Consider the following 25,672-nt stretch of genomic DNA (forward strand, 5'->3'; position numbering starts at 1 on the left):
CCTTCGCCCCTTGGCCGGGTCGACAGGCGCGCGCGCATCGGCCATGGGCTGCGCCATGTTCGGCATTATCGCATCCCTGTTGTTCGTCCTGATCTGGTCCACCGGCTTCATCGTCGCCCGCGCGATGGTGCCCCATGGCGCGCCTGAGCTGATCCTGGCCGCGCGCCTGTGCCTGACCGCGCTGCTGCTGGGCGCGCTGGCACTGCATGGCCGCCAGCCCTGGCCGCGCGGCCGGCAATTGGGGCTGCATCTGGCGGCAGGCGCGATGCTGCATGGCCTTTACCTGACGCTCAGCTGGTGGGCGGTCAGCCATGGCATGCCGGCCGGCATCATGTCGCTGCTGGGCGCGACCCAGCCGCTGATGGTCGCGGTCGCCAGCGTCGCGATACTGGGCGAGCGCTTGCCCGCGCGCGCCTGGACCGGCCTTGCCATCGCCATCCTTGGCGTCGGCTGCGTGCTGATGCCGGCGATCGCCAAATCAGGCGCGGGCGCGATCACCCTGATCCCCGCCGTTGCCGGCATTGTCGCGGTGCTGGCGATGACCGGCGGCACGCTGATCCAGCGCGGCACGATCGGCGGCGATCCGATCTGGGTGTCGGGCGCGGTGCAGAATGCCGGCGGCGCACTGGTGGCGATCGCCGCTACCCTGATCGTGGGCGAATGGCGCTGGGACAATAGCCCGATGATGTGGATCGGCCTTGGCTGGTCGGTGCTGGGCCTGTCGGCGGCCGGCCTGTCGCTGCTGGTGTGGCTGGTGCGCACCCAGGGGCCGACGCGCATGTCGATGCTGCTGCTGCTGGTGCCGCCGCTTGCCGCAGTCGAGGCCTGGCTGCTGTTCGGCGAGAAGCTCGGCCCGGTGCAGATCGCCGGCTTCGCGCTGGCGCTGGGCGGCGTGCTGCTGGGCCGGTCGCAGCCGAAACCCACCGAGGTGGTGGAGCCGGCCTGAGCCGCCACCGCGCCGTCACAGGTTCGTCACATCCTGCAACATGGCGGTCATGATCGCGCGCTAGGGCGGGTCATGAGCAAATCCGGCCGCACCCCGCCGCTGCCCTCGATCCTGTCGCAGGCGGCGGACATGCAGATGCAGATGACCCTGCGCCAGGTCGGCTTTGGCGCGCCGTCCGCCAATGCCATGCCCCATGTGCCGCCCAAGCCCGCACCAGCGCCCCGCGACGACAGCGCGCTCGCGCTCAAGCGGCGCGACTGGCTGCTGAATGTCATGGAACAGCAGCGCGCCCTGTCCCCCTACGCCTCCGGCCTGCTGACCGCCGACGCGCTGTCAGGCGAGGATTTCCTCCATAATTTCTACGCGCCCGGCCGCCCGGTCCTGATCAAGGGGGCGATGGAGGGCTGGCCCGCCTGCGCAAAATGGACGCCGGACTATCTGGTCGATGCCATTGGCGCGGCGGAAATCGAATATCAGGGCGGCCGCGCACAGGCCGCCGACTATGAGCTGGCCAAGGACCGGCACAAGCGCCGCGCGCCCTTCCGCCAGTTCATCGCCCTGGTGCGCGACGGCGGCAATGATGCCTATCTGACCGCCTATAACAGCGCAGCGAACGGCCCGGCCCTCGCGCCGCTGCAGGCCGACCTTGGCCATCCCGACACCTATCTGGCGCCGACGCCCGGCATGCTCTGGATCGGCGGCGCGGGCGCCTTCACCCCGCTGCATTTCGACCTCACCAACAATCTGCTGGCGCAGGTGACGGGCACGAAGCATGTCATTCTGGTGCCGCCGTCGCAGACCAGCCGGCTGGCGCATAACCGCCATGTCTTCAGCGATGTCGGCGACCTCACCGATCCGGCGCGGCTGGATCAATACCCGCGCGCACGCGACGTGTTGCGCTACGAAGTGCGCCTGACGCCGGGCGATCTGCTCTTCATCCCGATCGGCTGGTGGCATCAGGTCCGGTCGGAAAGCTTCTCGACCATGCTGACCTACACGCATTTCCACTGGCCCAATGCGGGCCATGAAAATTATCCAGCGGGTTAGAGCGTTGTCTGGAGAATGTGCTGCCGCACATCCTGCCGCACCACCGCCTCAAAAATGCGCTCTTTCGCGCATTTTTTTAAAATCAGCCTTCCCGCAGCCGCTCATGATGGCGGATCACCTCGTCGATGATGAAGCGCAGGAATTTCTCGGTGAAGTCGGGGTCGAGATTGGCGTCGAGCGCGAGCTGGCGCAGGCGCGAAATCTGGCGTTCCTCCCGGCCCGGATCGGCCGGCGGCAGGTCGTGGGTCGCCTTATATTCGCCCACCGCCTGGGTGACCTTGAACCGCTCCGCCAGCATGAAGACAAGCGCCGCGTCGATATTGTCGATGCTCTCGCGATAGCGCTTCAAAGTCTCATCCACCTGGCATTCTCCACAGGGGCATCGCGGCGGGAAAAGGCGTGGCTTTTCCGTTACTGCGATGCGTCAATCAATCGTCCGGCGCGCTTTTTGCGCCATTGCGCCGCGCAGGCAAGCTATTCCCGCTTGCCATCTGCTTTTTGCCCCGCCAGAGGACGCTTGTCATGACTGCATCCTCCCCCGGCAACGTCCACCCGATCGGCCGCACCAGCGCCCCTTCGCTCGCTCCCATCATGGCGCTCGTCGCCGATGGCATGAACCAGGTGAACAGCGTGATCCTGGACCGGATGCAGTCGCGCATCCCGCTGATCCCGGAACTGGCCGGCCATCTGATCGCCGGCGGCGGCAAGCGGCTTCGGCCGATGCTGACGCTCGCCTGCGCCGACCTGGTCGGCTATGCCGGATCGCGCCATTACAAGCTGGCCGCATCGGTCGAGTTCATCCACACCGCCACGCTGCTGCATGACGATGTCGTCGACGGATCGGGCCTGCGCCGCGGCCGCAAGACCGCCAACATCATCTGGGGCAACAGCGCCTCCGTGCTGGTCGGCGACTTCCTCTTCTCCCGCTCGTTCGAGCTGATGGTCGAGGCCGAGTCGCTCAAGGTGCTCAAGATCCTGTCGGGCGCATCGGCGATCATCGCCGAGGGCGAGGTCAACCAGCTGACCGCCCAGCGCAAGATCGACACCAGCGAAGAACAATATCTGGACATCATCGGCGCCAAGACCGCCGCTTTGTTCGCCGCCGCCTGCCGCATTTCCGCCGTGGTCGCCGACCGCAGCGAGGCGGAGGAACATGCGCTCGACGTCTATGGCCGCAATCTTGGCATCGCCTTCCAGCTGATCGACGACGCGATCGACTATGAATCGGACGGCGCCACCATGGGCAAGGATGCCGGCGACGATTTCCGCGACGGCAAGGTCACCCTGCCGGTGATCCTGGCCTATGCGCGCGGCTCGGACGAGGACAAGGCCTTCTGGAAGGCCGCGATCTCGGGCCATCGCATCAGCGACGAGGATCTGGCCCACGCCACGCAGCTGCTGCGCCAGACCGGCGCCATCGCCGACACGCTGGCCCGCGCCCGCCATTATGGCCAGCGCGCGATCGACGCGCTGGGCATGTTCGATGCCGGCAAGGCGAAAGCGGCCCTTACCGAAGCGGTCGAATTCGCGATAGCACGGGCGTACTGAAGCATTTTCGAAGCGGACGGAGGTCCGCTGACTCGGAAAATGCGGCAAACCATAAGTTGAGGAGACGGGCACTTCTGCTCGTTTCCCCTTCCAATATCCGTTCGCCCTGAGCGAAGTCGAAGGGCAAAACTGAGCCGCAGGCGAAGTTCCTTCGCTTCGCTCTGGTGCGGGCTTCGACTTCGCTCAGCCCGAACGGGGTAAATATCATGATCCTGTCCCCCGAAACCATCGCCTTCCTCATGGCCGCCGCCTTCATGGCCGGCTGCATCGACGCGATGGCCGGCGGGGGCGGCCTCATCGCCCTGCCCGCGCTGCTCGCCGCCGGCGTGCCGCCGGTGCCGGCGGTCGCCACCAACAAGCTGCAAAGCTGCCTTGGCACCTTCGGCGCCTGCGTCGCCTATGCCCGGCGCGGCCATATGGACCTCAAAACCTACAAGGGGCCGGTGATCGCCGCCTTCATCGGGTCGATCGGCGGCGCCTGGCTGCTGCAACGGGTCGATCCGTCGATCCTAGCCGGGCTGATGCCCGCGCTGCTGATCGCGATGGCCGCCTATTTCACCTTCTCGCCCAAGCTCAGCGATGCCGATCGCCATGCCCGCGTCGGCCTATGGGGCCTGTCCGGCATGATCGGCGTGGTCGGCTTCTATGACGGCTTTTTCGGGCCCGGTGCCGGCGCCTTCTACACCACCATCTTCATCGCGCTGGGCGGCCTGTCGCTGCTGCGCGCCACCGCCCAGACCAAGGCGGCCAATTTCGCCTCGAATGTCGCGGGATTGCTGACCATGGTCGCGGGCGGTCATGTCATCTGGATCGCGGGCCTGGCCATGGCGGTCGGATCGATCACCGGCGGCCAGATCGGATCGCACCTTGCCATGCGTTTCGGATCGAAGCTGATCAAGCCGCTGCTCATCATCATGTCGCTGGCGCTGACCACCAAGATGCTGCTCGATCCCAAGAACCCGATCCACATCTACCTGTTCGGCTAGGCGCCCCCCCCTTCGCCGGGCATAGGGGATGTCCCCGCCGCTTCTCGGGATTATCCCCATGCAGCGTCGCGGCCCGCTCGCCGCTAGCCTCCCGTCCATCCATCAGGATCGGAGACTCGGCATGGCGAAGAAGCAACCCAACATCCTGGTCATTTTCGGGGATGACATCGGTTACTGGAACATCAGTTCCTTTGGCGGCGACACGATGGGGGTGGCCACGCCCAACATCGACCGGATCGGCCATGAAGGCATCCGCCTGACGTCCTTCTATGCCCAGCCATCCTGCACGGCCGGGCGCGCGGCGTTCATCACGGGACAGATGCCGGCGCGCACGGGCCTGACGACCGTCGGCTGCGCCGGCGCGCCGCAGGGCATGTCGGAAAAAGACCCGACAATCGCCCAGATCATGAAAATGGCAGGCTATGCCACCGCGCAGTTCGGCAAGAACCATCTGGGCGATCGCGAGGAGCATCTGCCCCATCGCCATGGTTTCGACGAGTTTTTCGGCAATCTCTATCACCTCAATGCCAATGAAGATCCGGAAGATCCCGATCGCCCGCAGACCAAGGAATTCGAACAGAAATGGGGCGTGCGCGGCGTCGTGTCGGGAACCGCGGACGGCCCGACCAAGGATGAGGGCCAGCTGACGACGGAACGGATGAAGACGATCGATGACGAAATCGTCGCCAAGTCGTCCGATTTCATGGAGCGGCAGGTGAAGGCGGACAAGCCCTTCTTCATCTGGCACTGCGCCAGCCGCATGCATGTGTTCACGCATATGCTTGATGAGCGCAAGGGTGTCTCGCGGGCGTCCGAGGCCGACATTTATGGCGACGGCCTTGCCGAACATGATGGCCATGTCGGCCAGCTTCTGGCCAAGCTGGAGGACCTCGGCATCGTCGAGGACACGATCGTCGTCTACACCACCGACAACGGCGCCTATCAATATATGTGGCCCGAAGGCGGCACGTCACCGTTCCGCGGCGACAAGGGCACGACCTGGGAAGGCGGCGTGCGTGTCCCTTGCGTCATCCGCTATCCGGGCAAGATTCCGGCCGGGCAGGTCAGCCCCGAAATCGTCGCGATGGAAGATTTCTTCATGACCTTCGCGGCGCTGGTCGGCATGCCGGACATCGACAAGAAGCTGAAGGCCGGGGTCGAGCATGACGGCAAGACCTACAAGGTGCATCTCGACGGCTATGACCAGACCGCGCTGTTCACCGGCAAGGGGCCGTCGGCCCGCAAACATTATTTCTATTATGACGAAACCAACCTGACGGCGGTCCGCTACGGACCATGGAAGGTGACGATCGCCGCCAAGATGGAAGGCAAGTGGGACAACCCGCTTGTCCATCTCGGCCGGCCGATGATCACCAACATCCTGATGGACCCGTTCGAACGGCAATGGGGCGACGTCAATCGCAAGCTGGCCGAACATAAGGGCTGGGTATTGTTGCCGATCATCGACTTCATGACGAGGCATGTCATGACCTTTCAGGAGTTCCCGCCACGGCAGGAGGCCATGTCGGGCGACTTTTCCAAGCTGATCGAGAAGTTCAAGGAACACGCAGCGCAGGATTGAAGTCAGGGGCTGCCGCAGACAAGCCTGCGGCAGCCCCTTTCTCTTTTGAACAGGAAGCGCTTGCCGTGCCGTCCGCCCCGACCGGCACAACATCGCTCGGGACCACAGCCCTCCCTTCCCGACGCTCCAGGTCATGACCATTCCCCCATCGGGAAATTCGCCGACCACTGGATCATCGTAGACGTGCTCTGCTGTTCCAAGCCCAGGCCGCCAGCACGATAGCCGCACAGCCGACTTGTGGTCGCGGCGCATTGGCGTCAGAGGAACGGCCATGACCGCCCCCGCCCTGCCGATCCATGCCGTCCTGCCTGACCTGCTCGCCGCCCTGCGCGCTCGCAATAATGCCGTGCTGGTGGCGCCGCCGGGTGCGGGCAAGACAACGGCGGTGGCCCCGGCGCTGCTCGACCAGCCCTGGTGCGAGGGGCAGGTGCTGCTGCTCTCCCCCCGCCGCCTCGCCGCCCGTGCCGCGGCCGAGCGCATTGCCGAGATGCTGGGCGAACAGCCCGGCGGCACGGTCGGCTATGCGACGCGGATGGACAGCAAGGTCAGCGCGAAGACGCGGCTGCTGGCGCTGACCGAGGGCATTTTCGTCCGCCGCATCCAGGATGATCCCGAACTGGCGGGCGTGTCGGCGGTACTGTTCGACGAAGTGCATGAGCGCAGCCTGGACAGCGATTTCGGCCTGGCGCTGGCGCTCGATGCGCAGGCGGCGCTGCGCCCGGACCTGCGTATCCTGCCGATGTCGGCCACGCTCGACGGCGCGCGTTTCTCGACACTGCTCGATGGCGCACCCGTCATCGAGAGCGAGGGCAAGATCCAGCCCCTGGAGTTGCGCCATATCGGCCGCCATGCCGAAAAGCGGATCGAGGACGAGATGGCCGCCGCCATCCGCCGCGCGCTGGAGGAAGAAACGCAGGGCGACCTGCTCGCCTTCCTGCCCGGCGTCCGGGAAATCGAGCGCACCGCCGAGCGGATTGAGGGGGGCGCGTTTGAGGTCCACATGTTGCACGGCTCGCTCGATCCGGGTGCCCAGCGCGCCGCCATCCGCCCGTCGCGCGAAGGGCGGCGCAAGGTGATCCTCGCCACCTCGATCGCCGAGACCAGCCTGACCATCGACGGCGTGCGCATCGTCGTCGACTCCGGCCTTGCCCGCCGCCCGCGCTATGACCGCGCCGCCGGCGTCACCCGCCTTGTCACCGAACGCGCCAGCCAGGCGTCGGCGACCCAGCGCGCCGGCCGTGCTGCACGCCAGCGACCCGGCGTCGCCTATCGCCTGTGGGAAGCGGCAGCGACCGCGGGCATGCCGCCCTTCGACCCGCCCGAAATATTGGAAAGCGACCTGTCCAGCCTGCTGCTCGACTGCGCGCTGTGGGGCGTGAGCGATCCGGCCAGCCTGCGCTGGCTCGACGCGCCACCCGCCGCCGCCGTGGCCGAGGCCGCCAAGCGACTGACCGCCCTGGAGGCGCTCGACGCCGACGGCCGCATCACGGCCCATGGCAAGGCACTCGCGACGCTGCCGCTGGCGCCGCGCATCGCCCATATGCTGGTGCGTGCCGGCGAACGCGGCCTTGCCCGCACCGCCGCCGAGATCGCGGTATTGCTGGGCGAACGCGGCCTGGGCGGACAGGATACCGACCTCACCCTGCGGCTCCAGCGCTGGCGGCGCGAGGGCGGCAAGCGGGCCGAAGCAGGACGCGGCCTCGCCAAGCGCTGGGCGCGCCTGGTCGACGGCCGCCCGCCCGCAGAGGGCGGACTGCACGATGTCGGCCTCTGCCTGGCCCTTGCCTTTCCCGATCGCGTCGCCAAGCGCCGCTCGGCCGACGGTGCCGACTGGGCCAGCGTGGGCGGGCGCGGCTTCCGGCTCGATCCGCTCTCGCCATTGGCCAGCGAAGCCTGGCTGGCGGTGGGCGAAGTGCAGGGCAGTGCCGCCGGCGCGCGCATCCTTTCCGCCGCCCCGATCGGCGAGGCAGACGTGATCGCCTTGTTCGGCGAGCGCATCGCCGAGCATCGCACGGTAAAATTCCGCGCTGCCAATGGTGGGATCGAAGCCTTGCGGGAGCGCCGGCTGGGCGCCGTGCGCCTGTCCTCCGGCTCCGATGACCGGCCCGACCCCGATGCCGTGGTCACCGCGTTGGTCGATGGCGTGCGGCAGGGCGGCCTTGCCCTCCTCCCCTGGTCGGAAGCCGCACAATCGCTGCGGATGCGGGCCGAGTTTGCAGGAATCGAGGCGCTGTCCGACGCCGCCCTGATCGACACGCTGGACGACTGGTTGCCGCCGCTGCTGCCGGGCAAGCGCCGCCTGTCCGACATCGACCGGTCGCAACTGTCGGGCGTCCTTGAAACACTGATCGGCTGGGACGGCAAGCAGCAGCTCGACCGGCTGGCCCCGCCCGATTTCCGGTCACCCGCCGGCTCCACCCATGCGATCGACTATGCGGCCGAGGGTGGCCCGCGCGTGGAATTGCGGGTGCAGGCGCTGTTCGGCCTGTCGCAGCATCCGACCGTCGGCAATCAGCGCATCCCGCTGGTCCTCTCGCTCACCTCCCCCGCCGGCCGGCCGATCCAGACGACGCGCGACCTGCCCGGCTTCTGGACCGGCAACTGGCGCGACGTGGCCAAGGAAATGCGTGGTCGCTATCCCCGCCACCCCTGGCCCGACGATCCGGCGAGCGCCAATGCCACATTGCGCACCAAAAATGCGGACGCGCGCCGGAACTCTTGACTTCACGGCGACCGCTGGTGCAACGCACAATGACGATTTTACGGAGTTTCATCGCGATGACCGCGCGCATTTACCAGATCCAGAAGAACGCCCTCCAGTCCGGCAAGGCGCTGACTCACAAGTGGGTGCTGGAATATGCGCCCGCCGAAGCGAAGAAGGCCGATCCGCTGACCGGCTGGGCCGGTTCGGGCGACACCAAGCAGCAGCTGAAGCTCAGCTTCTCCTCGCAGGACGCCGCCGTCGCCTATGCCGAGCGCGAGAAGATCGCCTACACCGTCATCGCGACCCCGCCCAAGACGCTGAAAATTCAGGCCTACGCCGACAATTTCCGCTGATCCTTCAGCCCGTTCGAGGCTGGAATAGCAGAGCGCGGCGCGACACGGCGCGCCGCGAACAAGGCATTTTGCCCCAGATGCTGCCCGATTGACGCCTTATTCGCTTGCCAAAGAGCGGCGTGAGGCGGCAAAAGCCGTGCTTTCATGGAAAGATTGAAGAGATAATGACCGATCGCAGCGAGATTTTCGACAGCGTCGCAGCGCAGATCGCCCCCTTCAACAAGAAGGGCGTCGAACTGTCCGAAGCCACCACCTTTGCCGGCGACCTGGAATGGGACAGCCTGACCGTGATGGATTTCGTCGCCGCCATCGAGGACGAGTTCGACATCATCATCACCATGAACATGCAGGCCGAGATCGAGACCGTGGGCCAGCTGGTCGACGCGGTCGCCAAGCTCAAGACCGCCTGAGAATTTTACGCCGTTCGTCCTGAGTAGCTGCTGAGCGAAGTCGAAGCAGCGTATCGAAGGATCGGGGACCAGCGCGAAGTGCTTCGATATGGGCCTTCGACAAGCTCAGTCCCTACTCAGCACGAACGGGTTGAGGAACAAGATCATGACCGACGCCGCCATCGCTACCGAAACCCGCGATCTCTTCTCCAAGTTCGATCCGCTGATCAACGAGCGCGAGGCGCTGCTGGCGACGGGCGTGCGCGATCCCTATGCGATCGTCATGGACCAGGTGCTCTCGCCCACGCGCGCGATCATCAAGGGGAAGGAAACCATCCTGCTCGGCACCTATAATTATATGGGCATGACCTTCGACCCGGATGTAGTCGAAGCCGGCAAGAAGGCGCTGGACGAGTTCGGCGCCGGCACCACCGGCAGCCGCGTCCTCAACGGCACCTATCAGGGCCACAAGGAAGTCGAGGACGCGCTCAAGGAGTTCTACGGCACGTCGGGCGCCATGGTCTTTTCGACCGGCTATCAGGCGAACCTGGGCATCATCTCCACCCTCGCGGGCAAGGGCGATTATGTCGTGCTCGACGCCGACAGCCATGCCTCCATCTATGATGGCTGCGCCATGGGCAATGCGGAGATCGTCCGCTTCCGCCACAACAGCGTCGAGGATCTGGACAAGCGCCTCGGCCGCCTGCCCGCCGACGCGCTGAAGCTGGTGGTGCTGGAAGGCGTCTATTCGATGCTCGGCGACGTCGCCCCGCTGCCCGAAATGGTCGCCGCCATCCGCAAGCACCCCAATTGCATGATCCTGTGCGACGAGGCCCATGGCATGGGCTTCTTCGGCCCCAACGGCCGTGGCGCATACGAGGAACAGGGCGTCGAGGGCGAGATCGACTTCGTGGTCGGCACCTTCTCCAAGTCGGTCGGCACGGTCGGTGGCTTCTGCGTATCGAACCACCCCAAGTTCGAGATACTGCGCCTCGTCTGCCGTCCCTATGTCTTCACCGCCTCGCTGCCGCCCAGCGTCGTCGCCACCGCCGCGACCAGCATCCGCAAGCTGATGCACGCCGGCGAGAAGCGCGCCCATCTGTGGAAGAACAGCCAGCGCCTGCACCAGGGTCTGACCGACCTCGGCTTCAAGCTGGGCAGCGCCACGCCGCAGTCGGCGATCATCGCCGTCATCCTGACCGACCAGATGCAGGCGGTAGCGATGTGGCAGACGCTGCTGGAGCTGGGCCTCTACGTCAACATGGCGCGCCCGCCGGCAACCCCGGCCGGCACCTTCCTGCTGCGCTGCTCGCTCTGCGCCGAACATAGCGACGAGCAGGTCGAACAGATCATCGCCATGTTCGAAGCCGCCGGCAAGGCCACCGGCGCGATCAACTGATCGCGCTTTTCGATACTCCGACGATCGACCGGGTATTTCCTGCGATAGAATCTGCTACAGCAGCGGAACCATCTAACCTGCATATTCGCGCGGTTAACATAGTTCGGTTAGTGTAACGGTATATGGCGGAACGCGAAGTGATCGATGAACAGGACCGGGGCTGGCGCGCCGCGGCGCGGCGCTACATGCCCCTGGTCCTTGGCATATTGCTGATCGGATCGCTCGGCGCCCTGCTCTACAGCGCCAGCAGCGCCTCGCGCGATCATCAGCGCGCCCTCGCCGAACAGCAGCGCAGCTGGGAAATCATGGCGCTCGCCCGCGCCTTCGAGGCCAAGACCGCCCGCGCCGAAGTGACGCTGGCCCGCTATGTCATCAGCCTTGATCCCGACACCGGCCGCCTGTTCCAGGACCAGTGGCGCACCGCCGCCAGCCAGCTCAAGTCGCTGACCTATGCCACCCGCAAGTCCGACTGGCAGCGCGGCAATGTCCGCGCGCTCCAGGCCGCCTTCGAACAGCGCGGCAAGACGCTGAGCGAAATCGGCCTGCGCACCACCTATGACCAGAAGATGGGCGCGCTGGCGCAATTCCATCAGGCCGGGCGATCGCAGGATATCAAGCGGCTGACGGCGCTGATCGACCTGGTGATCCAGGCCGAAAATGCGCGGTTGCGCGAACGCAGCCTGGCCGTCAGCCTGGCGGGCGACCGCACCGAACTGGTCGGCAAGACGTCGCGCATGGTTGGCCTCGCTCTGCTGGTCTGCGTGCTGTTCGCGCTGTGGCTGGTCAATGCGGCCTATACCGAACGGCGCAACGCGCGCCGCATGGCGGATATGGAGGCCGAACGCGCCGACCGGCTGGAAGAGGCGGTTTCGGCCCGCACCAGCGAATTGTCGGATGCCTATGAGCAGTTGAAGCGCGAATCCGCCGAGCGCGCCGCCGCCGAGGATAATCTGCGCCAGATGCAGAAGATGGACGCGGTCGGCCAGTTGACCGGGGGCATCGCACACGACTTCAACAATATGCTGGCGGTCGTCGTCGGCGGGCTGGAACTGGCCAAGCGCAAGCTGCGGCTGAAGCCGGCCGAGGCGGGCCATCATCTCGACAATGCGATGGAGGGCGCCAACCGCGCCGCCGCGCTGACCCGCCGCCTGCTTGCCTTTGCCCGATCCGAACCGCTGCTGCCCAATGCGGTCGATCCCGACAGCCTGCTGCGCGGCATGGCCGATCTGGTCGATCGCACGATCGGCGACCAGATCATCGTCAGCTTCGCCCACAAGGCGAGCGGCTGGCGCATCTTCGTCGACCAGCATCAGATGGAAAACGCCCTCCTCAACCTGTGCGTCAACGCCCGCGACGCGATGGAGGGCCGGGGCAAGCTGACCATCTCGACCGGCCAGGCCCAGCTTGCCGCCAACCAGATCGGCGAATGCCCGGCCGGCGACTATGTCACCGTCAGCGTCACCGACAATGGCTGCGGCATGACGGCCGAGGTCGCCGCCCGCGTGTTCGAACCCTTCTTCACCACCAAGCCGGTCGGCAAGGGCACCGGCCTTGGCCTCAGCCAGATTTTCGGCTTCGTGCGCCAGAGCCAGGGCGAAATCCGCATCGAGTCCGAACTGGGCACCGGCACCAGCGTCCATATCTACCTGCCGCGCCGCATCCTGACCGAGCAGGAGGCCGCCGCAGAGGCCCCGGCGAGCGAGCAGTTGCACACGCTCCATCCCCCGACCCGCATCCTGGTGGTGGAGGATGATCCGCGCGTGCTGAACCAGACGATGGCGGCGCTGGCCGAACTCGGTCATCTGCCGATCGCCTGCGACCATCCCAGCAAGGCGGCCAAGCTGCTCAGCAACAATGCCGATATTGGCCTCATCATGAGCGACGTGCTGATGCCCGACATGACCGGGCCGGAAATGATCCGCACCCTGCCCGCCCATATGCGCCATCTGCCGGTGCTGTTCGTCACCGGCTTCACCGGCGACGCGACCGACAGCGACGATTTCCGGGGGCATGAGGTGCTGCGCAAGCCCTACACGCTCAATGCCCTGGGCCTTGCGCTGTCGAACGCGCTCAGCGGATCGAACCACCCAGGAACAGCCGCGGCAGCAGAGTGACCGCGCCCAGCAGCGGCCAGCGCCGCTGCCAGGGCTTGATCTCGATTGCGGTGCCGGCATGGCGGTTGATCTTCCACGCCAGATAATCGATCCCGCCGGCATAGGTGAAGCTCGCCTTGGCGAGGCGCACCACCGACAGATATTTGCCGCGTCGCTGCAGTCCGCGCCAGACCTTGTCCGCATGGTCGGGCGACGGCGGTAGCCCCTCGGCCAGCGCCGCCGCGCCGAAACGGCGATAGCGCTCGGGATCGGCATCGACGATCGAGAGCGAGCGCCCCGTCTTCTCCGCCCGCAATTCGGCGTTATAGGTCAGCGTGAAGCCGGTCTTCCACAACAGGATCGGGTCATCGCCCTGCCCGTCCGCCATCGGCCGGGCGAGCGACAACAGGGTCGGTGCGGCCTGTGCCACCGCCGCCAGCGCGCGCTGGCGCGCCAGATCGTCCGCCGACCATAGCAGCCGCGAGGGCTGGGCAAAGCGCGCCCAGACCGAGACATTGTCCGCCTTCATGCTGTTCAGCCGGGCAAAGTCGGCCTCCGACAGCACGGCATATTTGGCGATCAGGCCGCCATGTTCGAACGGAAACACATTGGGCGGGATCGCCCGGTTGGCGCGCGCCAGCCAGCCCTTGCCATAGGCCGCCTCATAATCGGAGACGATCAGGTAGAAATCGAGCATCAGCCCGTCGAGATTGGCCTCGCGCAGGCAGGAGCCGTAGAAGAGCACCGCCCGTGCCGCGCCGGGATATTTCGCCGCCAGCGCCCCGGCCATGGCGGCCGCGCGCGGATCGGCCGGCGCGGACAGTTCAGCAGCGACAAGCGAGAACAGGCTGTTGGTCATCGCCAAGCGCTTTAGAGCCAGATCCCGCCGGGTGGAAGCATCTTGCGCGGATCATGCGCGGACGACCATCAGCGCCCTATCCCCGGCGATAGACCAGCATCAGATTATTGGCCGGCATCGCCACCCGCCGGGTGCGGTCGAACCCGACATCGGCCGCTGCCCGGTCGAGATCGGTCAGGGTCCGCAGGCCCCATTGCGGGTTGCGATCCTTCAGCGATCGGTCGAACGCCAGATTGGAGGGGGCGGTCGGCACATCATCCTCGACATAGGCACCGTAGAGGATCAGCGGCGCGCCCGGCGCCAGCAATCGCGCGCCACACGCCAGCAGCCCCAGCGTCGCCGCCCAGGGGCTGATATGCACCATGTTGATGCACAGGACCGCGTCCGCCGCATCGATCGGCCAGTCGGCACCCGCCGCGTCGAGCAGCAGCGGCGCACGCAGATTGGGCAGATTGGCGTCGCCGCGCAGCGCCGCGATCGAGGCGAGCGCGGCGGGATCGGGATCACTGGGCTGCCAATCGAGCGCCGGGAAAGTGACAGCGAAGTGGACGACATGTTCACCGCTGCCGCTCGCCACTTCCAGCACCAGCCCGGCATCGGGCAGTTCGTCCCGCAGGACAGTCGCGATCGCATCGCGATTGCGCAGCGTCGCGGGGGCATGGCGGCGCGGATCGGGGCCGTCGCCCTGCGGCGTCCAGGGTGCAGGGGCGTCCTGTGTCATGGACAAATCCTTGTCTGTGGCCGACCGATGCAAAAAGGGCGGTGGAGATCCTCCACCGCCCTTTGCTTCCGCCTTATTCGGCGGCGACCGCCAGATCCGGTTCGGACCAGGTCAGCACCGGCTTGCGCGCGGCCAGCGTCTCGTCGAGGCGACGGCGCGGGGCGTGATAGGGCGCGCCCTTCAGCGCTTCGTCCCCTGCCTTGGCCCGTTCGGCGAGGCTGCGCAGCGCCATGATGAACTGGTCGAGCGCGGCCTTGCTTTCGGTTTCCGTCGGTTCGACCAGCATCGCGCCATGGACGACCAGCGGGAAATACATGGTCATCGGGTGGAAGCCTTCGTCGATCAGGCCCTTGGCGATGTCGAGCGTCGTGAAGCCTTCGGCCAGCCCCTTGTCGCTGAACAGCGCCTCATGCATGCACGGGCCGGCCGCACCGAAGGGCGCATCCAGAACGTCATCCAGGCTGCGCAGGATGTAATTGGCGTTCAGCACCGCATCGCTCGCGACCTGGCGCAGGCCATCGGCACCGTGGCTGAGGATATAGGTCAGCGCGCGGGTGAACATGCCCATCTGGCCATGGAAGGCGACCATGCGGCCAAAGGTCTGGGCGTGATGATCCTCCGCCGTTTCTTCCTCGACCAGCACGAACTTGTCGCCCTGCTTCTCGACGAAGGGCAAAGGCGCGAAGGGTGTGAGCGCTTGCGACAGCACCACCGGACCCGAACCCGGACCACCGCCGCCATGCGGCGTCGAGAAGGTCTTGTGCAGGTTGATGTGCATGGCGTCGACGCCCAGGTCGCCGGGACGGACCCGGCCGACAATGGCGTTGAAGTTCGCGCCGTCGCAATAGACGAAGGCCCCGGCGGCATGGACCGCGTCGGAGATCGTCTTCATGTCGCGCTCGAACAGGCCGCAGGTGTTGGGGTTGGTGATCATCACCGCCGCAACGTCCGGTCCCAGACGGGCCTTCAAGGCTTCCAGGTCCACGCGGCCATCCGGGGTCGCCGGGATATCCTCGACCTTGTAGCCGCAGAAGGCAGCGGTGGCCGGGTTGGTGCCATGGGCGCTTTCGGGGACGAGGATGACGCTGCGCGCGTCGCCACGGGCTTCGAGCGCGGCGCGGATCGCCAGCAGGCCGCACAGTTCGCCATGGGCGCCCGCCTTGGGCGACATCGCGACCGAGTGCATGCCGGTCAGCGTGACCAGCCAGGCGGCCAGTTCATGGATGACGGCCAGCGCGCCCTGCACCGTCGACTGCGGCTGCAGCGGATGGATGTCGGCGAAACCGGGCATCCGCGCGACCTTTTCATTGAGGCGCGGGTTGTGCTTCATGGTGCAGCTGCCGAGCGGGAACAGGCCAAGATCGATGGCGTAGTTCTGGCGCGACAGGCGGGTATAGTGGCGCACCGTTTCCTGTTCCGACAGGCCCGGCAGGCCGATGCTGTCGGTGCGGGCGAGCGAACCGAGGCGGCTGGCCACCTTGGGCGCGTCGGCGAAATCGACGCCAGTGGTGTCGGTCGAGCCGATCTCGAAGATCAGCTTTTCCTCCAGCATCAGCGCGCGGTTGCCGGTGGCGGTTGCCGGGGCCATATGCTCCTGCGCGACGGCCTGCGGGGTGGTCGGGCGACCTTCCTTCAACATGGTCATGCCAGTTCCTCCTCAAGCGCTGCGGCAAGGGTTTCGATATCCTCCGGCGTGACAGTCTCGGTCACGGCGACGACCAGGCCGTTGCCGATTGCCGGCGCGTCCGGGAACAGGCGGCCGAGCGAGACGCCGGCCAGCACGCCCTTGTCGGCGAGGTTGCGGACGACCTCGCGCGCATCCTTGGTCAGGACCAGCGTGAATTCGTTGAAGAAGCCGTCGTTGAGCAGGGTCACGCCCGGCACCTTGGCGAGGCGATCGGCAGCCTGCACGGCCAGGCCGTGGTTCAGGGTCGCCAGTTCGCGCAGGCCCTTCTCGCCCAGCAGGGTCATGTGGATGCTGAACGCCAGCGCACACAGGCCCGAGTTGGTGCAGATGTTCGACGTCGCCTTTTCGCGGCGGATATGCTGCTCGCGGGTGGAAAGCGTCAGCACGAAGCCGCGCTTGCCGGCCGCGTCGACCGTCTCGCCGCACAGGCGGCCCGGCATCTGGCGAACATATTTCTGCTTGCAGCCGAACAGGCCCAGATAGGGACCGCCGAACTGCAGGCCGACGCCGATCGACTGGCCTTCGCCCACGACGATGTCCGCGCCCATATGGCCCGGTGCCTTGATCGCGCCCAGAGCGACGGGTTCCGTCACCACCGCGACCAGCAGCGCGCCGGCGGCGTGCGCCGCTTCGGCCAGCGGGGTCAGGTCGGCGATGCGGCCGAGGATGTCGGGATATTGGACGACGACGCAGGACGTGTCCTTGTCGATCGATGCGATCAGCGCGTCGATGTCGGTCGCGGCGTCCAGCGTCGGCGCCTGATGCACCAGCGCGTCGCCGGTGAACTTCGCCATGGTGTTGGCGACCGAGACATAATGGGGGTGCAGGCCGGACGACAGCAGCGCCTTGCCGCGCTTGGTGATGCGGCGGGCCATGCCGATCGCTTCCCAGCAGGCGGTCGAGCCGTCATACATGGAGGCGTTGGCGACATCGACGCCGAGCAGGCGGGCGACCTGGGTCTGGAACTCGAACAGCACCTGCAGCGTGCCCTGCGCGATTTCCGGCTGATAGGGCGTGTAGGCGGTCAGGAACTCGCCGCGCTGGATCAGATGATCGACGCTGGCGGGGACATGATGCTTGTAGGCGCCGGCGCCCAGGAAGAAGGGCGCTTCCCCTGCCGACAGATTCTTGCGAGCGAGCGCGCCCATATGGCGCTCGACCGCCAGTTCGCTGGCATGATCGGGCAGGCCGGCGATGGTGCCGCTCAGGCGGGCTTCGGCGGGCACGTCGATGAACAGGTCATCGATCGTCTCGGCGCCGATGACGGACAGCATTTCCTGCCGGTCGGTGTCGGTAAGGGGTAGGTAGCGCATTCTGACTCCTTCTCCCCTCCCCTTCAGGGGAGGGGCCGGGGGGTGGGGGCTGTCCGCCTGGCGCGGCGCCCTGGGGCGGTCCCCCACCCCAACCCCTCCCCTGAAGGGGAGGGGCTAATGTTGCTTAGAGGCTCGCCACGAACTTCTTGTAGGCGGCTTCGTTCATCAGGCCTTCCAGCTCGCTGGCGTCGGCGATGCGCAGCTTGAAGAACCAGCCATCTTCCTCGGCATCGCTGTTGACCAGCGCCGGCTCGTCTTCCAGCGCGCCATTGGCTTCGACGACTTCGCCCGAGATCGGGGCATAGACGTCGGACGCGGCCTTGACCGATTCCACGACGGCAGCGTCATCGCCCTTTTCGAAGGTCGTGCCTTCGGCGGGCAGTTCGACGAACACGATGTCGCCCAGCTGTTCCTGCGCATAGTCGGTGATGCCGACGGTGGCGATGTCGCCTGCAACGTCGATCCATTCATGTTCGTCGGTGAAATAGCGGCTCATGCTTGCTCTCCTCGAAAAGCGGTAATTCAGGCCTTGCGGCGATAACGATGCGGAACGAACGGCATCGGCGCAACCGCCGCTGCAATCCGCTTGCCGCGCACCTCGATCTCCAGCGCGGTGTCGAGCGCGGAATAAGGCAGGCTGACCCAGCCCATGGCGATCGGCGCGCCCACGCTCGGCGCGAAACCGCCCGAGGTGACTTCGCCTACCAGCACATCGCCGGCATAGATTTGCGCGCCCTCGCGGGCCGGCAAGCGGCCTTCGATCTTCAGGCCGACGCGCTTGGAACCGGGGCCTTCGGCCAGTTCCTTCATCACGCGGGCATGGCCGATGAAGCCACCTTCCTCGCGGCGGCGCTTCTGGATGGCAAAGCCCAGGTCCGCGCCGATGGTGCTGACGGCGGGCGACAGGTCATGGCCATAGAGCGGCAGGCCGGCTTCCAGACGGAGCGAGTCACGCGCGCCAAGGCCGATCGGCTTGACCTGCGGCAGCGCGCACAGCGCATCGGCCAGCAGCGCGACGGAATCGCCCGGCACGCTGATTTCAAAGCCATCCTCGCCGGTATAGCCCGAACGGCTGATCCACAGCGGCACGCCGCGCCAGGTGAAGGGGCCGGACTGCATGAAGATGAGGTCGGCGGTTTCCGGGATGAGCGCGGCCATTGCCTCGCCCGCTTCGGGGCCCTGCAGCGCCAGCAGCGCCTGGTCGGCCATATGGTTCATGGTGACGTCGTCGGGCAGATGTTCGATCATCCAGCCGATATCGTCATATTTCGTCGCGCCATTGACGACCATGTAGATCGCCGAGCCATCGAACGCGCCGTCACCCGGACGCGAAACCATCAGGTCGTCGAGGATGCCACCTTCCTGATCGAGCAGCATCGAATAACGCTGGCGGAAGGGCTTCAATCCCTTGATGTCGCTGGGCAGCAGGGTTTCGAGCGCGGCATCGACGCTGGCGCCGCCGGTCTCGTCGGAGAAGGTCAACTGGCCCATATGGCTGACGTCGAACAGGCCGGCATGTTCGCGGGTCCAGCTATGTTCGGCCATGATGCCTTCATACTGGATCGGCATGTGATAGCCGGCGAAGCCGACCATGCGCGCGCCCTTGGCACGGTGCCAGGCGTCCAGCGGCAGGGCTTCGAGGGGCAGTTCCGCTTCGAGGGCGGCGACGTCGTCAGTGGCGGTCATGGCAAGACCTTTCCGTAGGAGGGATGCGGCGACAGGCCAGCGCAGCCGACGAATCGGCGCTTCCGGCATGCCACCCCCTCTGTCACGGAACCTGAGAGCTTTGACCAGCGGCCTGGGACCGGCTGGCTTACCCCTTCGGTGGGACGGCACGGGGGCCATCCGCTTTCCAGAGTATCTACGCGCGATGCGGTCCTTTGGCCTGAGAGATTCCGGGGCGGTTGCTCCTTCGGCGACGGGCTCAAGCCTGAAAGGCGCCCATGCTCTCCCGCATCGTGCCCGCTGCCGAATCCTCGGCACCGGAGACGCCCCACGCATTTGCCCAAAGCGCGGGCGGCGTCAATCGGGCAAATGTCGCAGGGACGCAGGTTATAGCCGGATCAGCCTTCCTCGCGCGCCAGCCGCTGCGCCATCGCCAGCGCCGCCGCCCGGCATTGGGTCAGCGCGGCATCGGCTGCTTCGTCCGATAGGGTCAGCTCGGCAAAGCCGCCTTCCCCGTCGAACATCTCCAGGAAGCGGGTGACGCCGGCATAGTTGGAGTCCGCGACAGCGCGCTGGATGAGGTCGATCCGATCTGCCCAGGGCCGCGCGCCCTGTGCCCGCAACAGGCGGGAAAGATCGTCAAGCTGGGCGGCAAAGGCCGCGATCTGGGGATGCAGTGTCATGGGCAGAGAGATAAAGCCCGCGCGACGACCGGACCAGCCGGCGGAACGCCAACGCAGCGTTTCCGTTGGGGGAGTTTGGGTGGAGCTTGCTCCCTTCCTGTCCCGTCATCGTGCGCCGCTATCCGCCCACCCTCACGGCATCAGCCGGCGGCGCCCTTCCCACAGATGCCAGCGCATCGCCAGCGCGGCGCCCTCGGCATCCTGGGCGCGGATGGCGGCGACGATCTGTTCATGTTCGCGCAGCATGGTCGCGATCACTTCGGGCGGGCGCGATCGGCTGATGTCGACGCCGGCGCGCATCACCTTGTCGACATCGGCATGGAGCGCGTCGAAGGCGATCAGGAAGGCCGGGTTGCCGGTCGCCTCGGCAATGCGGCGGTGCAGTTCCATATCCTCGGCATGGGCCGGTTCGCTCGACAGCAGGGCGGTGCGCAGCATCTCCATCCCTTCCTCGACATGGGCCATTTCGATCGGGCTGCGGCGGGTGGCGGCGAGGCGCGCGGCCTCCGCCTCCAGCACGAAGCGCACCTCATAGCTGCCAAGCGTCGCGGGCAGTTCGGTCGCCGGCATGAAGGCGGCGAGGCGCTGCGACGGGCGGCTTTTCACGAAGGAGCCGGCACCCCGGCGCGCCTCGGTAATGCCGTCCGAGGCGAGGCGGACCAGCGCCTCTCGCACGATCGCGCGGGAGACGCCGAACCGCTCCGCCAGCGCCGCTTCCGACGGCAGACGGTCCCCGACCGCCAGATCCTGGTCATTGATGATCTCGACTATGCCGGCATAGGCATGGTCGGACAATCGAGCCTGGTTCATCGGCGCACCTGTGGATCGCTGGGCAACATCCTGTGCCTCCTAGTCATGAGAGGCTGCCGACGACAAGCGTCAGCAGCGCCCTAGTCAGAAGATGCTGCTGGCGACGAGCACCAGCAGCAGGCCGACCACCGCGACCACGGTTTCCATGATCGACCAGGTCTTGAACGTGCCCGGCATGTCGGTGCCGAGATAGGATTTGACCAGCCAGAAGCCGGGATCATTGACGTGGGAGAAGAAGAGCGAGCCCGCGCCGATCGCCAGCACCATCCATTCGGGCTCCACGCCCGATGCGGCGACCAGCCCCTGCATCACGCCGGCGGTGGTGATCGTCGCGACGGTGGCCGAGCCGGTGGCGAGGCGGATGCAGACCGACACGCCCCAGGCGAGCAGGATCGGCGAGATCGCGCCGCCAGCGGCAAAGCGGACCAGCAGGTCGGAAAGGCCGGCCGTCACCAGCACCTGCTTGAGCGCGCCGCCCGCGCCGATCGCCAGGATAATGCCGCCGGCCGGGATCATCGCTTCGGACCAGATCGCGTTCTGGATCTTCGCGTCGGTGATGCGGCGGCCGAACAGCAAGGGCAGCGCCACCAGCACCGCGATCAGCAGCGCGACGACCGGATCGCTGACCCAGCCAAGCCAGTGGAAATGCGGCGCGACCGATGCCGGCAGCAGCGCCACCGCCTGTCCCGCGGCGATCAGCACCACCGGCAGCAGCACGGCGGCCAGCGCACGGCCGACCGAGGGGGTTGCGACATCGACCTTGACCGTATCGAGCAAGGGCGGATTGAGCTTCACGCCGGGGGCGGTGAAGCGCGCCAGCAGCGGGCCGGCAATGATCGCGGTCGGGATGCCGACGATCAGGCCATAGAGAAGGGTGAGGCCGAGATTGGCGCCGAGCGCGTTGACGGCGAGCAGCGGCCCCGGATGCGGCGGCACCAGCGCATGGACCACCGACAGACCCGACAGCGCGGGCAGCATCAGCTTGAGTTTCGCCGTATCGCCATTCTGCCCGGCCGGCAGCGCGGCGGCGGCCGACGCGACGATCGGCAGCAGCAGGACGAGGCCAGTCTCGAAGAAGAGCGGCAGGCCGATGACGATGGCGGTGAACAGGCTGGCCCAGGGCGCGCCCTTCACGCCGGAGATGCGCAGCGCCGAGCGGGCGAGACCGCCGGCGCCGTCCGACAATTGCAGCATCGCGCCAAGGCCCAGACCCAGCGCCACGACCAGGCCGGTGCCGCCCAATATGGTGCCCGCGCCCTTTTCGACCGCCTTGGCGGTTTCCTCCATCGGCAGGCCGGCGATCAGGCCGACGGTGAAGGCACCGCACAGCAGGCCGACAAAGGGATGGAGCCGGCCGCGGATGATGAGGGCGATGGAAAGGGCGATGCCGATGACGGCGGCGATCAGCAGGCGATAGTCGGCGGGGGTCATCGGATCATGCCTCCCTGTAGTCTGCCCTGGCTGAACGCCCGGCCACATGGCACCGATCGACGATATGGTAACGCCATCCCCACCCTCTCTTTCCTATGCGTAGCCGGTCATCCGCAGGGCGAATCCCGAAAATCTGTTAGACAGGTTATAGCTGTATTTCAGCCACACGCTAGGTTATTTCCCGAATATTGCAAAATTCCGCTTGAACCTGTCTGACTGATTCCAGTATCGTTAGCGCTAACGAATCCTGGGCCAAACCAGGCTCCAACGCGGATCAATCATAGGGAGAGGCAGGATGCAGGATCTGCACATTCTCGATCGCCAGGACCAGATGGTCCCCGAAGCCCCACATCTCACGCCGACCCAGATGAAGGTGATGCGCTGCGTCCATTCGGGGCTGCTCAACAAGCAAATCGCCTATGAGCTGGGCATGGCCGAGGCGACGGTGAAGGTCCATATGACCGCGCTGATGCGCAAGCTCAACGTCCGCAACCGCACCCAAGTCGCCATCGCCGCCAGCCATTTCGGCTGGATGCGCCCGGCGCTGAGCCGCGCCGCCGACTGAAAATTGCCCTCTTGGCGGGAGACGCCGCATGGATCGTTCGCGACGGGAATTGTTGGGGGGCATCGGCGCCGGGCTGGTGCTGGCCGGCATGGGCAGCACGGCCGCCTGCGCCGCGCCACAGCGCAAGCTGGGCTATGCCATCGTCGGCCTGGGCTATTATGCCACGCAGCAGATCATGCCCAATTTCGCCGGCTGCGAGCATGCGAAGCTGGTCGCGCTGGTCAGCGGCACGCCCGCCAAGCTGGCGCAATATGGCGACCAATATGGCATCCCCAAGACGCATCGCTACAGCTATGCCGATTTCGACCGCATCCGCGACAATCCCGATATCGACATCGTCTATATCGTCCTGCCCAACAGCCTGCATGCCGAATATAGCATCCGCGCCGCGCAGGCGGGCAAGCATGTGATGTGCGAGAAGCCGATGGCGGTGTCGGTGGCCGAATGCCAGGCGATGATCGCCGCCTGCGCCAAGGCTGGGCGCAAGCTGATGATCGGCTATCGCTCGCGCTTCGAGCCCTATAATAAACTGTCGATCGAGCTGGCGCGCGGCGGCCATATCGGGCCGACGCGGATCATCACCGCCGAACATGGCTTCCCGATCAAGGCCGGGCAATGGCGGCTCGACAGGCCCCTGTCGGGCGGCGGATCGATGATGGACATCGGCATCTATAGCCTGAACGCCGCGCGCTACCTGACCGGCGAGGAGCCGGTGGAGGTGAGCGCGATCGCCAGCACCGACCGCAGCGATCCGCGCTTTGCCACCGTGGAGGACCGGATCGACTTCATGCTGCGCTTTCCGTCGGGCATCATCGCCAATTGCGTGTCGAGCTACAGCTCGGCCCATAATGGCTATCGGGTGATCGGCACCCAGGGCTGGATCGATATGGAGCCGGCGACCCAATATAGCGGCCAGACGATGATGATCCGCAAGGATGGCGTGACCGCGCCGCGCAGCCTGCCGGTGCCGGCGAAGAACCAGTTTGCCGCCCAGCTCGACCATCTGCCCGAATGCATCATCAACGGCACCGCGCCGATCGTCGCGGGCGAGGAGGGGCTGGCCGACCTGCGCGTGATCGAGGCGATCTATCGCTCGGCGGCGGAGCATCGTTCGGTTAGCCTGACCGCATGATCGATCGTCGCACCCTGCTGGCCGGGATGGCCGCCCTGCCGCTCACCCACGCGCTCGCCCACGCCGCCGACCTGCCGTCCGCGCGGATCGACCGGATCGACCCGGCGCTGGACCGCATCATCGCGCCCGGCGCGCAGGTGGAGATATTGGCGCAGGGCTATCGCTGGGCCGAGGGGCCGACCTGGGCCGCGCCGATCGACGCGCTGCTGTTCGGCGATCCGCCCTCCAACATCGTCTATCGCTGGACCCGCAAGGATGGTGTGTCGCCTTTCCTGTCGCCCTCCGGCCTGCAGGCCGCGATCCCGAAGGAGATACGCGAAGCCGGCCTCAACGGCATCGCGATCGACAAGGACGGCCATCTGGTCGGCGCCGACAGCGGAACGCGGGCGATCGTGCGGGTGGACCTCAAGACCAGGGCGCGGACCATCCTCGCCGACCGTTACCAGGGCAAGCGCTTCAACAGCCCGAATGACCTGACGATCGCGGCCGATGGCAGCATCTATTTCAGCGACCCGCCCTATGGCCTGACCGATGGCGACACGTCATCGCTGCGCGAGATCGGCTTCAACGGCCTCTACCGGCTGACGCCCGATGGCACGGTGACGCTGATCGATGGCAGTCATCGCCGGCCCAATGGCGTCACCCTCTCGCCCGACGGCCGCACCCTCTATCTGGCGCTGTCGGACGAAAAGCGGCCGCAGGTTCTGGCCTACAGCCTGGGCGCGGACGGCATGCCCACGGGGCAGCGCCTGTTCCGCGATATGGGCAAGGAACTGGCCGCCGGCGAGCCGGGCCTGCCCGACGGCATCAAGACCGCGCCCGACGGCACCGTCTTTGCCACCGGCCCCGGCGGCGTCCATGTCTGCGCACCCGACGGCAGGCTGCTCGGCAAGATCCGCACCGGCAAGGCGATCGCCAATTGCTGCATCGGTGAGGACGGCAAAACATTGTTCCTGACGTCGGCCGACCGGCTGGCCGCAGTGCCGCTGATAGCCCGCAGTGGCTAGCGAAAGGAGGTGGGTTCCTTACGCCTCGATTCCCACCAGCCATTCGCCGATCATCGCCCGGCCCGCCGCCACCGCGCCCGGCCCATGATCGTCATGATCCTTCCGAAGCGCGATGCCGCATTTTCCGGCCACGTCCAGATCGGCCCAGAAATGGGTCAGCCAGTCCTCGAAGCGCGGATCCTCGCCCATTTCGGCGTGGAATTGCAGCGCCAACAGATTGGCTCCGCGCCGGAAAGCCTGATGCGCATAGCGGTCGGTTGATCCCAGCAGTTCGACCTGATCGGGCAGGTCGAACGTGTCGCTATGCCAATGCAGCACCGGCACCCCATCGATATGGCGCAGCGGCGAACCCGCCCCCGCCGCGTTGACGCTGACCGGCGCAAAGCCCAATTCCATATGCCCACCCGGATAGACCCGCGCGCCGAGCGCCGCCGCGATCATCTGGCTGCCCAGGCACACGCCCAGCGTCGGCCGGTCCGCCGACAGCCGCGCGGAAAGCTTGCCGATCTGCACCGGAATCCAGGGATGCACATCCTGTTCATAAACGCCCATCGGCCCACCCATCATGATGAGCAGGTCCGGTTCGGTCAGGTCGATATCGGCGAAATCGGGGCTGGCCACATCGATCCGCTCGATCTGATAGCCGGCCGCCTCGATCGGCTGGAGATAGCCTGCCGCACCCTCGCGCGGCACATGTCGGACGATCAACGCTCTTTTCATTACCTGCGATAGCTAGCCAGCCAAACCCGCCG

At 66.5% G+C, this 25,672-nt stretch carries 24 protein-coding genes and 1 riboswitch; of the genes, 13 read left to right on the forward strand and 11 right to left on the reverse strand.

The window, feature by feature from the left end:
- Positions 1-43 precede the first annotated feature (43 nt).
- Together ACI6S0_RS11985 and ACI6S0_RS11990 are read left to right on the forward strand one after the other, a co-directional pair.
- Positions 44-946: a DMT family transporter gene (locus tag ACI6S0_RS11985; protein ID WP_434405941.1), complete on the forward strand. Its 903-nt coding sequence runs from the start codon at positions 44-46 to the stop codon at positions 944-946.
- A 72-nt stretch (positions 947-1,018) separates the two neighbouring features.
- Complete coding sequence (locus ACI6S0_RS11990) at positions 1,019-1,993, forward strand: cupin-like domain-containing protein (RefSeq protein WP_434403186.1); 975 nt, start codon at positions 1,019-1,021, stop codon at positions 1,991-1,993.
- An 82-nt stretch (positions 1,994-2,075) separates the two neighbouring features.
- On the opposite strand, the gene ACI6S0_RS11995 is transcribed toward ACI6S0_RS11990, so the two are convergent.
- Positions 2,076-2,354, reverse strand: a complete 279-nt coding sequence (locus ACI6S0_RS11995) for a chorismate mutase (RefSeq protein ID WP_004207932.1) — start codon at positions 2,352-2,354, stop codon at positions 2,076-2,078.
- 161 nt (positions 2,355-2,515) lie between these two features.
- Here ACI6S0_RS11995 and ACI6S0_RS12000 point away from each other — a divergent pair, with 161 nt between their 5' ends.
- From ACI6S0_RS12000 to ACI6S0_RS12035, 8 genes are all read left to right on the forward strand, one after another.
- Positions 2,516-3,541: a polyprenyl synthetase family protein gene (locus ACI6S0_RS12000; RefSeq protein WP_004207933.1), complete on the forward strand. Its 1,026-nt coding sequence runs from the start codon at positions 2,516-2,518 to the stop codon at positions 3,539-3,541.
- Between the two features lie 206 nt (positions 3,542-3,747).
- Complete coding sequence (locus ACI6S0_RS12005; RefSeq protein WP_270091029.1) at positions 3,748-4,527, forward strand: TSUP family transporter; 780 nt, start codon at positions 3,748-3,750, stop codon at positions 4,525-4,527.
- Positions 4,528-4,648: 121 nt separating this feature from the next.
- Positions 4,649-6,109: an arylsulfatase gene (locus ACI6S0_RS12010; protein ID WP_051886601.1), complete on the forward strand. Its 1,461-nt coding sequence runs from the start codon at positions 4,649-4,651 to the stop codon at positions 6,107-6,109.
- Between the two features lie 271 nt (positions 6,110-6,380).
- Positions 6,381-8,831, forward strand: a complete 2,451-nt coding sequence (hrpB, locus tag ACI6S0_RS12015) for an ATP-dependent helicase HrpB (protein WP_434403187.1) — start codon at positions 6,381-6,383, stop codon at positions 8,829-8,831.
- A 56-nt stretch (positions 8,832-8,887) separates the two neighbouring features.
- Complete coding sequence (locus tag ACI6S0_RS12020) at positions 8,888-9,166, forward strand: ETC complex I subunit (protein ID WP_004207936.1); 279 nt, start codon at positions 8,888-8,890, stop codon at positions 9,164-9,166.
- A 164-nt stretch (positions 9,167-9,330) separates the two neighbouring features.
- Entirely contained in the window at positions 9,331-9,576 is a 246-nt protein-coding gene (locus ACI6S0_RS12025) for an acyl carrier protein (RefSeq protein ID WP_434403188.1), read from the forward strand.
- A 145-nt stretch (positions 9,577-9,721) separates the two neighbouring features.
- On the forward strand, positions 9,722-10,954 hold the full coding sequence (gene spt, locus ACI6S0_RS12030) for a serine palmitoyltransferase (RefSeq protein WP_270091033.1): 1,233 nt from the start codon (positions 9,722-9,724) through the stop codon (positions 10,952-10,954).
- Between the two features lie 122 nt (positions 10,955-11,076).
- A complete protein-coding gene (locus ACI6S0_RS12035) occupies positions 11,077-13,068 on the forward strand; it encodes an ATP-binding protein (protein WP_004207939.1) in 1,992 nt (663 codons plus the stop codon).
- On the opposite strand, the gene ACI6S0_RS12040 is transcribed toward ACI6S0_RS12035, so the two are convergent.
- The 9 genes from ACI6S0_RS12040 to ACI6S0_RS12080 form a co-directional block, all read right to left on the reverse strand.
- A complete protein-coding gene (locus tag ACI6S0_RS12040; RefSeq protein ID WP_434403189.1) occupies positions 13,025-13,906 on the reverse strand; it encodes a hypothetical protein in 882 nt (293 codons plus the stop codon). The genes ACI6S0_RS12035 and ACI6S0_RS12040 overlap by 44 nt on opposite strands.
- Before the next feature lie 76 nt (positions 13,907-13,982).
- A complete protein-coding gene (locus ACI6S0_RS12045) occupies positions 13,983-14,627 on the reverse strand; it encodes a DUF938 domain-containing protein (RefSeq protein ID WP_434403190.1) in 645 nt (214 codons plus the stop codon).
- A gap of 73 nt (positions 14,628-14,700) precedes the next feature.
- Complete coding sequence (gene gcvPB, locus ACI6S0_RS12050) at positions 14,701-16,272, reverse strand: aminomethyl-transferring glycine dehydrogenase subunit GcvPB (protein WP_434403191.1); 1,572 nt, start codon at positions 16,270-16,272, stop codon at positions 14,701-14,703.
- Positions 16,269-17,627 (reverse strand): aminomethyl-transferring glycine dehydrogenase subunit GcvPA, encoded by a 1,359-nt coding sequence (gene gcvPA / locus ACI6S0_RS12055; protein ID WP_004207945.1) that lies wholly within the window; start codon positions 17,625-17,627, stop codon positions 16,269-16,271. Before gcvPA ends, gcvPB begins: the two co-directional genes overlap by 4 nt.
- 124 nt (positions 17,628-17,751) lie before the next feature.
- Positions 17,752-18,123: a glycine cleavage system protein GcvH gene (gene gcvH, locus ACI6S0_RS12060; RefSeq protein ID WP_004207946.1), complete on the reverse strand. Its 372-nt coding sequence runs from the start codon at positions 18,121-18,123 to the stop codon at positions 17,752-17,754.
- 26 nt (positions 18,124-18,149) lie between these two features.
- Positions 18,150-19,313 carry a glycine cleavage system aminomethyltransferase GcvT gene (gcvT, locus tag ACI6S0_RS12065; RefSeq protein ID WP_434403192.1) on the reverse strand — a complete coding sequence of 388 codons (1,164 nt, stop codon included), beginning with the start codon at positions 19,311-19,313 and terminating at the stop codon, positions 18,150-18,152.
- Positions 19,314-19,490: 177 nt separating this feature from the next.
- Positions 19,491-19,591, reverse strand: a riboswitch (glycine riboswitch).
- Positions 19,592-19,690: 99 nt separating this feature from the next.
- Positions 19,691-19,975 carry a hypothetical protein gene (locus ACI6S0_RS12070; protein ID WP_434403193.1) on the reverse strand — a complete coding sequence of 95 codons (285 nt, stop codon included), beginning with the start codon at positions 19,973-19,975 and terminating at the stop codon, positions 19,691-19,693.
- 132 nt (positions 19,976-20,107) lie between these two features.
- On the reverse strand, positions 20,108-20,785 hold the full coding sequence (locus ACI6S0_RS12075) for a FadR/GntR family transcriptional regulator (protein WP_017501752.1): 678 nt from the start codon (positions 20,783-20,785) through the stop codon (positions 20,108-20,110).
- A gap of 84 nt (positions 20,786-20,869) precedes the next feature.
- A complete protein-coding gene (locus ACI6S0_RS12080) occupies positions 20,870-22,216 on the reverse strand; it encodes a gluconate:H+ symporter (RefSeq protein ID WP_434403194.1) in 1,347 nt (448 codons plus the stop codon).
- 295 nt (positions 22,217-22,511) lie between these two features.
- On the opposite strand from ACI6S0_RS12080, the gene ACI6S0_RS12085 reads away from it, so the two are divergent.
- The 3 genes from ACI6S0_RS12085 to ACI6S0_RS12095 are packed head-to-tail and all read left to right on the forward strand — an operon-like array spanning position 22,512 to position 24,920.
- Entirely contained in the window at positions 22,512-22,781 is a 270-nt protein-coding gene (locus tag ACI6S0_RS12085) for a helix-turn-helix domain-containing protein (protein ID WP_004211034.1), read from the forward strand.
- Between the two features lie 28 nt (positions 22,782-22,809).
- Positions 22,810-23,913 carry a Gfo/Idh/MocA family protein gene (locus ACI6S0_RS12090; protein ID WP_434403195.1) on the forward strand — a complete coding sequence of 368 codons (1,104 nt, stop codon included), beginning with the start codon at positions 22,810-22,812 and terminating at the stop codon, positions 23,911-23,913.
- Complete coding sequence (locus ACI6S0_RS12095) at positions 23,910-24,920, forward strand: SMP-30/gluconolactonase/LRE family protein (protein WP_434403197.1); 1,011 nt, start codon at positions 23,910-23,912, stop codon at positions 24,918-24,920. Before ACI6S0_RS12090 ends, ACI6S0_RS12095 begins: the two co-directional genes overlap by 4 nt.
- An 18-nt stretch (positions 24,921-24,938) precedes the next feature.
- On the opposite strand, the gene ACI6S0_RS12100 is transcribed toward ACI6S0_RS12095, so the two are convergent.
- Positions 24,939-25,640, reverse strand: coding sequence for a glutamine amidotransferase (locus tag ACI6S0_RS12100; protein ID WP_434403198.1), 702 nt, complete (start codon positions 25,638-25,640; stop codon positions 24,939-24,941).
- Positions 25,641-25,672 lie beyond the last annotated feature (32 nt).

It is taken from the genome of Sphingobium sp. DN12, from assembly GCF_051058005.1.
Lineage (GTDB): Bacteria > Pseudomonadota > Alphaproteobacteria > Sphingomonadales > Sphingomonadaceae > Sphingobium > Sphingobium yanoikuyae.